Origin of the sequence: Bacteroides xylanisolvens XB1A (genome assembly GCF_000210075.1) — a bacterium.
Taxonomy (GTDB): Bacteria; Bacteroidota; Bacteroidia; order Bacteroidales; family Bacteroidaceae; genus Bacteroides; species Bacteroides xylanisolvens.
On the sequence record NC_021017.1, the window covers coordinates 5799925 to 5808696 of the forward strand.

Annotated in this window: 5 protein-coding genes; all 5 read left to right on the plus strand. The window is 44.2% G+C overall.

Features of this window, described 5'->3' with window-relative positions; genetic code table 11:
• Positions 1-880 (plus strand): pseudouridine synthase (locus BXY_RS22795; protein ID WP_208946897.1); only part of this gene is annotated, 880 nt, incomplete at its 5' end.
• Between the two features lie 105 nt (positions 881-985).
• Positions 986-2389: an asparagine--tRNA ligase gene (gene asnS, locus BXY_RS22800; RefSeq protein ID WP_004297192.1), complete on the plus strand. Its 1404-nt coding sequence runs from the start codon at positions 986-988 to the stop codon at positions 2387-2389.
• Positions 2390-2528: 139 nt separating this feature from the next.
• Positions 2529-3020, plus strand: coding sequence for a DUF4488 domain-containing protein (locus BXY_RS22805; protein ID WP_004305582.1), 492 nt, complete (start codon positions 2529-2531; stop codon positions 3018-3020).
• A gap of 257 nt (positions 3021-3277) precedes the next feature.
• Entirely contained in the window at positions 3278-4486 is a 1209-nt protein-coding gene (locus tag BXY_RS22810; protein WP_004308642.1) for a glycoside hydrolase family protein, read from the plus strand.
• 195 nt (positions 4487-4681) lie between these two features.
• On the plus strand, positions 4682-8772 hold a 4091-nt coding region (locus BXY_RS22815; protein ID WP_208946930.1), incomplete at its 3' end, for a hybrid sensor histidine kinase/response regulator transcription factor.

Genomic DNA, 8772 nt, shown 5'->3' on the forward strand with positions numbered 1-8772 from the left:
CGGCTATCGCAGCAACAACGGCGGTGGAGGTTATCGTCCGAGATATAATAACGACCGTCAAGGAGGATATCGTCCTCGTCCGCGTACCGGCGATTATGATCCGAACGCTAAGTATAGCGTAAAGAAACAGATCGAGTACAAGGAACAGTTCGTTGATCCGAATGAACCGATTCGTCTGAATAAGTTCCTGGCTAACGCAGGTGTTTGCTCCCGTCGTGAGGCTGATGAATTTATCACAGCAGGTGTGGTTTCTGTAAACGGTGAAGTGGTAACGGAATTGGGTACGAAGATCAAACGTTCGGATGTGGTTAAGTTCCACGACGAACCGGTAAGCATCGAACGCAAAGTATACGTATTGCTGAATAAACCGAAAGATACCGTTACTACATCGGATGATCCGCAGGAACGCCGTACAGTAATGGATTTGGTGAAAGGCGCTTGCAACGAACGTATTTATCCGGTAGGACGTCTGGACCGTAACACGACTGGTGTACTGTTACTGACGAATGACGGTGATCTGGCTTCCAAGCTGACACACCCGAAATTCCTGAAGAAGAAAATTTATCATGTTCATCTGGACAAGAACCTGACTAAAGCAGATATGGAGCAGATTGCAGCTGGTATCCAGTTGGAAGATGGCGAAATCCATGCAGATGCGATCAGCTATACAGATGATTTCAAGAAAGACCAGGTAGGTATCGAAATTCACTCCGGTAAGAACCGTATCGTTCGCCGTATTTTCGAATCACTGGGTTATAAAGTAGTAAAACTCGACCGTGTATTCTTCGCCGGGCTGACCAAAAAAGGTCTGCGTCGCGGAGACTGGCGTTACCTGTCGGAAGCAGAAGTAAACTACCTCCGCATGGGTTCGTTTGAGTAATAAGTCAATAAATAACAACTTGACAGAGGACGGGGAAAGAAAGCAGGAAAGAATTCATCCTGCATTTGAAACCTCGTCTTCTTGTATCTAAAAAGAAAAAGTTAAATGGAAAAGATTGGTAGAACAAAAATTGTTGACCTGTTGAAGCGCACAGACATTGGCGCTATGGTTAATGTGAAAGGATGGGTTCGCACCCGTAGAGGTAGCAAACAAGTAAACTTTATCGCACTGAATGACGGTTCTACAATAAATAATTTGCAGATCGTAGTAGATTTGGCTAATTTCGATGAAGAGATGCTGAAACTGATTACTACCGGCGCTTGTATCAGCGTGAACGGAGAAATGGTAGAATCAGTGGGTTCCGGACAGAAAGTGGAAGTACAGGCTCGTGAAATCGAAGTGCTGGGTACTTGCGATAATACATATCCATTACAGAAGAAAGGCCACTCTATGGAATTCTTGCGCGAGATTGCTCACTTGCGTCCGCGTACCAATACATTCGGTGCTGTGTTCCGCATCCGTCACAACATGGCGATTGCTATTCACAAGTTCTTCCATGAAAAGGGCTTCTTCTATTTCCATACGCCGATCATTACGGCTTCCGATTGTGAAGGTGCCGGACAGATGTTCCAAGTGACTACCATGAACCTGTATGACTTGAAGAAAGACGAGAGAGGTTCTATCTCTTATGAAGATGATTTCTTCGGTAAGCAGGCAAGTCTGACTGTTTCCGGTCAGCTGGAAGGTGAGCTGGCAGCTACTGCTTTGGGCGCTATCTACACATTCGGTCCTACGTTCCGTGCCGAAAACTCCAACACTCCCCGCCACTTGGCAGAGTTCTGGATGATTGAGCCGGAAGTGGCTTTCAACGACATTACAGACAACATGGACTTGGCAGAAGAGTTCATCAAATATTGTGTGAAATGGGCGTTGGATAACTGTGCGGATGATGTGAAGTTCCTGAACGATATGTTCGACAAAGGCTTGATTGAACGTCTGCAAGGTGTATTGAAAGATGATTTCGTACGTTTGCCTTATACAGATGGTATCAAGATTCTTGAAGAAGCTGTTGCGAAAGGACATAAGTTCGAATTCCCGGTTTACTGGGGCGTGGACCTGGCTTCCGAACACGAACGTTTCTTAGTGGAAGAACACTTCAAACGTCCGGTGATTCTGACTGACTATCCGAAGGAAATCAAGGCCTTCTATATGAAGCAGAACGAAGACGGTAAGACTGTACGTGCCATGGACGTTCTTTTCCCGAAAATTGGTGAAATTATCGGTGGTTCTGAACGTGAAGCCGACTATAACAAGCTGATGACCCGTATTGAAGAAATGCACATCCCGATGAAGGATATGTGGTGGTATCTGGATACCCGTAAGTTCGGTACTTGTCCTCACTCCGGTTTCGGATTAGGGTTCGAACGTCTGTTATTGTTTGTAACAGGTATGGCGAATATCCGTGACGTGATACCGTTCCCGCGTACACCAAGAAATGCTGATTTCTAATATTTCGGTATATTTATGTAAAACTCGCATAATCTTCAGGTTATGCGAGTTTTTTTATGCTCTGAATTGCTGTATTCTCAAAATAAATCTTTATATTTGGAAATACGCATTCGAGAGTGTTAACTAAAATAATACAACAATGAAAAAGCTCTATTTCTTTACCATGCTTTCAATAATGTTGTTAGCGGTAACAGGTGCGACGGCCCAGAAGAAAACCAAATTCAAAGCGGCCGATTTGAAAGGTATTTGGCAGCTCTGCCATTATGTATCCGAGTCTCCCGATGTTCCGGGAGCGTTGAAACCCAGTAATACATTTAAAGTATTGAGTGATGACGGACAAATCGTTAACTTTACCATTATTCCCGGTGCGGATGCAATTATTACTGGATATGGTACTTATAAACAACTCACGGACGATTCTTATAAGGAAAGCATCGAGAAGAACATTCATCTCCCGATGCTGGACAATCAGGACAATATTTTGGAATTTGAGATTAAAGACAATGATTATCTCCATCTGAAATATTTTATCAAGAATGATTTGAATGGAAATGAGTTGAACACCTGGTATTATGAAACCTGGAAGAGGGTGGAAATGCCGGCTAAATTTCCGGAAGATATTGTGAGATAGAAGAGCGCGTACTTTTGGGTGGAGGCACGGATTTTGCAAAAGGCTGCATAGTTGTTTGGTTATGCCTGACAACAGCTTATTTGGTAAAATCCGTGCCTGTTTTTCTATAAAAGATAAAAACAAAGCACTTTTGGACAAAATCAAAGTCCGTAGAAATAGAAACAAAAATGAAAAAATAGATTTGCAAAGGGTTTGTCTGCGACTTGCTCTAACTTTGTTGCCAGTAATAGAATACAGTAACAAAATAAAGTGGAACAATGAAAAACAAACTTTTACTGGCGGTAGGGAGTATGGCGCTCCTGACTGCTTGCGATGCTTCAAAAGGAAATGAGATGGCATGGTTTGATCATGCAGTGAAAACATCGGGACATCAGTTGCTCTATATGGCAGAACAATTGAAGAATGAACCGGATACCGCCTGTTTTCCCCGTTCTATTAAAGAAGGAAAGTACAGACTGGAGCACCCCACAGATTGGACGAGTGGTTTCTATCCCGGTTCCATGTGGCTGGCATACGAGTTGACCGGTGATGAGGCTCTCGCAAAAGAGGCGCGTAAATATACGGACCGTCTGCAGGATATGCAATATTATACGGGTAATCACGATTTGGGTTTTATGATGTTTTGCAGTTATGGGCAGGGCATCCGTTTGAAACCGGAGCCAACGGACAGTTTGATTCTGATTCATTCTTCAGAAAGCTTGTGCTCCCGTTTTCGTCCGGAAGTCGGACTGATTCGTTCGTGGGATTTCGGCGATTGGAGTTATCCGGTGATTATTGATAATATGATGAACCTTGAAATGCTGTTCTGGGCTTCGGAGCAAACCAATAATCCGAAATATCGTGAAATAGCCATCTCTCATGCCGACAAAACGTTGAAGAATCACTTTCGGGAGGACATGACCTCCTACCATGTGGTGAGCTATCTGGCAGATAGCGGTGAGGTAGAGTCGAAAGGAACCTTTCAGGGATATGCCGATTCTTCTGCTTGGGCGCGTGGACAGGCTTGGGGAGTGTATGGTTATACCATGTGTTATCGCTTCACTAAGCAACAGAGCTATCTGGATGCCGCTCATAAAATAGCGCGGTTCATTATCGATCACCGTCCGTCCGAAAATGACTATGTACCTTATTGGGATTATGATGCTCCTAATATTCCGAATGAACCGCGGGATGCTTCTGCGGCTGCCGTAACAGCTTCTGCATTACTGGAGTTGAGTGGTTATGGCGACAAGAAACAAGGGGAAGAATATTTCCGTTATGCGGAGCATATCCTGAAACAGTTATCCTCTGATGATTATTTGGCCCAGGAAGGAGGAAATCATGGCTTCATCCTGTTACATTCGGTTGGCAGTTTCCCGCATGACAGTGAAATTGATACTCCGCTCAATTATGCTGATTATTATTATCTGGAAGCCTTGAAACGTTATAAAGATCTGAAAGAAAAATCAGAAAATCCGTCTTACTAACTTGAAGAGAAACCGTAAAAAATTTAAAGTTCAGGGCAACCGCATCTAAAATATGAATTTATAACTGTCGGACTTTGGCGCAGTTGTCCTGTTTTGAGCCGATGCCGGTCCTTTATATGAGTTAAAAAACGGGATTCATTTATCAGATTGAATTGAAAATACTTATCTTTACGATAAATTCTTCAATATTAGCTCATGAAAGACCGACATTTGCTATTTAGATACCTATTCGGATTAACCGTTTGCATTTTATTTTTTCCTTTGGCTGTATCGGCCGCCGACAGCTTCATCCATTTTAAGCGATTATCCGTAGATGACGGGCTGTCGCAAAATACTGTGCTCGCTCTGACACAAGATCATAATAATAAGATTTGGGTAGGCACCATAGACGGACTGAACTGGTATGAAGGTTCCCGCTTCGTTTCGTATTATAAAGCGCCGGATGATACGACCAGTCTGGCAAACAATCATGTCTATTCACTTCATACCGATTTGAAAGGTACGGTATGGGTAGGCACACAGGTCGGTTTATCCCGTTATAATATAGTAGGGAATAATTTCACCAATTATTCTTCACCGGACAATCAGCCGATGCAAGTATTGGCTATCGGAGAACCGGAGGAAGGCGACCGGCTTTTGCTTGCTACTAATATCGGTCTGGTGATTTTTGATAAAAAGACCGGGCGGATGAAAGTGCAGCCGGAACTTGCCGGAAAAACGATCTATTCTGTTTGCCGGATGAATGACGGTTTCCTGTTGGGAACTTCGGAAGGTGTCTATTTCTATTATGTACGCAACGAAAACGTGACCCGGCTTCTTCTCCAGTTGAAAGGAGAAACCATCTCCGATATGCTCTATGACGACAAAACCGGCAACTGTTGGCTGGCTTCATTGACAAACGGGGTGTATTGTGTGGATAACAACTTTCAAATAAAACATCATTATAACAAGCAAAATACTCCTGCTTATTTCCTTACGAACTCGGTCAGGACATTGTCCGGAGATGATAAAGGAAGGGTTTGGATAGGAACCATGGAAGGTTTGCTTATCCTTGAACCGGAGACGGGAACTTTCCGTATCTGTCGTTTTTCTCCTGAAGATCCGACTACCTTGGGCCATAATTCCATCCGTTCTATCTTGAAAGATAATCAAGGGGGAATGTGGATCGGTACATTTTACGGCGGGCTTAATTATTATCATCCTCTCGCTCCGGCATTCGGACGCTTGCAACATTCCGCCTGGAGGAATTCGTTAAGTGATAACACAGTGAGTTGTATTGCCGAAGACCCGGATAATGGCAATCTCTGGATTGGCACGAACGACGGCGGATTAAATTATTATAACCGGAAAACCGGAGTCTTTTCATATTACCGGACGGGTACTTCCGCCAATGCTTTAAAGTCGGACAATATAAAATGTATATGGACGGACAAGGATGGAAGTGTCTATATCGGCACTCATGGAGGGGGAATGAGTCGTCTGCATCACCGGAGTGGCAGGATAGAAACATATTCCTTTCCCCATTCTACTTCCCTGACTAACAGTTGTTACTCCTTATTAGACGGAACGGATGGAACGCTTTGGGTAGGCGGCATGAGCGGGCTTTATCTTTTCGACAAACAGACCGGCGAACTTTCACAGCATCCGTTGGCTAAAAAGCATAAAAAGTTGGAGAATGTATTGATATATACCTTGTTTCGCGATTCAAAAGGAAGAATATGGATTGGTACGGAAGAGAGCCTGTTTTTGTATGCCGGCGGTAAACTGGAAGAACTGCATCTTTCTTCTTCGGCTTATCTGCATGGGTTGATACAGGCTTTCTGTGTACAGGAGGATAGCCGTCATGAAATCTGGATCGGTTCTTCCACAGGATTATATTGCTATAAGGAAGGAGCACCGACTGCCTGGAAACACTATACGATGAAAGACGGTTTGCCGAACGACTTTATTTATAATATACTGGAAGATGAACGGGGGCGTTTATGGTTGACAACTAACAAGGGACTGGCTTGCTTCAATACGGAGGAGGGTACTTTCCTCAACTATACGAAGCAGGACGGATTGCCTCACGATCAGTTTAACTATTTCGGAGCTTGCAAAGCGCACGATGGTACATTCTTTCTGGGGTCTCTTGGGGGCGTTGCCTATTTCAAGCCATACGAATTGGGTGATAATCCATATTCCCCGGATGCGGTAGTGACAGGAGCCGTTGTCTTAAATCAGGTGATTACGGATATGAAAAGTGAACGGGTACGTTATTATCAGGACGAGCAAGGGCGGATGCTGGGTATGTCGTTCCCTTCCGATCAGAAACTTTTTAATATCCGGTTTGCTGTTATCAACTATTTGGCTGGCAAGCGGAACCAGTTCGTTTACAAATTGGAAGGCTTTGAAACCGAGTGGAACTACTCCCGTCATGTTTCCTTTGCACGGGCGAGTTATTCCAATCTCCCGCCCGGTGAGTATGTGTTTAAGGTGAAGGCATGTAACAACAATGGAAAGTGGAGCGAGGCGACCACTGAATTTTTTGTGCATATCATTCCGATGTGGTATCAGACCTGGTGGGCAAAGACACTTTTCATCTTCTTTTCTGTAGGGCTTCTCGTCTTTGTGATCTATTTCTTTATTGCCCGTGCCAAAATGAAGATGCAAGTCCGGATCGAACAGATAGAACGAAACAAGATAGAAGAAATCAGTCAGGAGAAAGTACGTTTTTACATGAATATGTCTCATGAGTTGCGTACTCCGTTGAGTCTGATACTGGCTCCGTTGGAGGAACTCTTGGGGCAGAGCAATCTGAAAGGTACTCCGGTACAACAGAAGCTGGATTACGTTTATAAGAACGGTCGTAAGTTGTTGCACATTGTCAACCAGTTGCTGGATTTCCGTAAAGCCGAAGCAGGTGCAATGCCCATTCATGTTGCACAGGTGAATGTAGAAGGACTGTTGCAAGATGCTTTTGCCCTGTTTAAAGAAAATGCGCAGAAGCGTGCTATCAGCTTTCATATAAAATCCGATCTGGAAGGACGATTGTTTCCGGCGGACCGGACGTATGTAGAGACTATCTTGATGAACCTGTTGTCTAACGCCTTTAAGTTTACACCGGACGGCGGAAGTATTTCGCTTTCCTTATGGACAGAGGGAGATACCTATGGCTTCACGGTAAGAGATAGCGGAATCGGTATGTCTCCGGAACAGCTAACCCGCATTTTCGAACGTTTCTATCAGGTAGACGGTCAGCGAAAAGGGACGGGTATCGGGCTGTCATTGGTGAAGATGCTGGTAGAAAAGCATCATGGCACTATTACGGTAGCAAGCGAACCTGCTCAATATACCGAATTTAAAGTCACGCTACCTGCTGATATGGCTGCCTTCACGGAGAAAGAATGTGAATTGCCGGCACATGAAGTCGAAACATCTGCTTCTCTCCGGGAGCTTCCGGTGGCTGATGAATATTTCTCTGGTGATGCGTCGGCTATAGTTGCAGAAGAACTATCGGACGGTGATCAGATAGAAGCCGGCAGTGAGGAAGAACGGCCTACTATCTTGTTGGTAGATGACAATAAAGAAATGGTGGATTACCTGAAAGATAATTTCCGGCAGAACTATGTGACACTTACCGCCGGAAACGGCGAAGAAGCATTGGCTATTATGAAAGAGCATCGTGTGGATATTGTCCTTTCCGACGTGATGATGCCGGGTATTGACGGTATCAAACTTTGCCAGCTTATTAAACGAAATCTGCAAACCTGTCACATTCCCGTCCTGCTGTTGTCTGCCAAAGGAAGTGTTGATGCACAGACGGAAGGTATTCAGGCTGGAGCGGATGATTACATTGCCAAACCGTTCTCGATTCATTTATTGAAAGGAAAAATTGCTAATCAACTGAAAGCACGCCAGCGGTTGAAACACTATTATTCGAATACGATTGATATAGATACTGCTAAAATGACTTCGAATAATCTGGATGAGGAATTCATGAGCAAAGCTATTCAGGTAGTAGAAGAAAATATCAGTAATGAAGACTTCACCTCTGATGAGTTGGCAAGCCAGCTTTGTATGAGCCGTTCATCACTGTATCTCAAGATGAATTCCATATCCGGTGAACCGCCTGCCAACTTTATCCGGCGCATCCGTTTTAATAAGGCGTGTAAATTGTTGCTTGAAGGGCGCTACTCCATTTCGGAGATTAGCGGAATGGTAGGGTTCGGATCTTCTTCTTACTTCTCTACCAGTTTCAAGAAGTATGTCGGTTGTCTGCCATCGGAGTATGTGAAGCAGCATAC

Coding starts and splice junctions, on each gene's coding strand:
- asnS (WP_004297192.1), top strand. CDS start 986: ATGGAAAAGATTGGTAGAACAAAAATTGTTGACCTGTTGAAGCGCACA.
- BXY_RS22805 (WP_004305582.1), top strand. CDS start 2,529: ATGAAAAAGCTCTATTTCTTTACCATGCTTTCAATAATGTTGTTAGCG.
- BXY_RS22810 (WP_004308642.1), top strand. CDS start 3,278: ATGAAAAACAAACTTTTACTGGCGGTAGGGAGTATGGCGCTCCTGACT.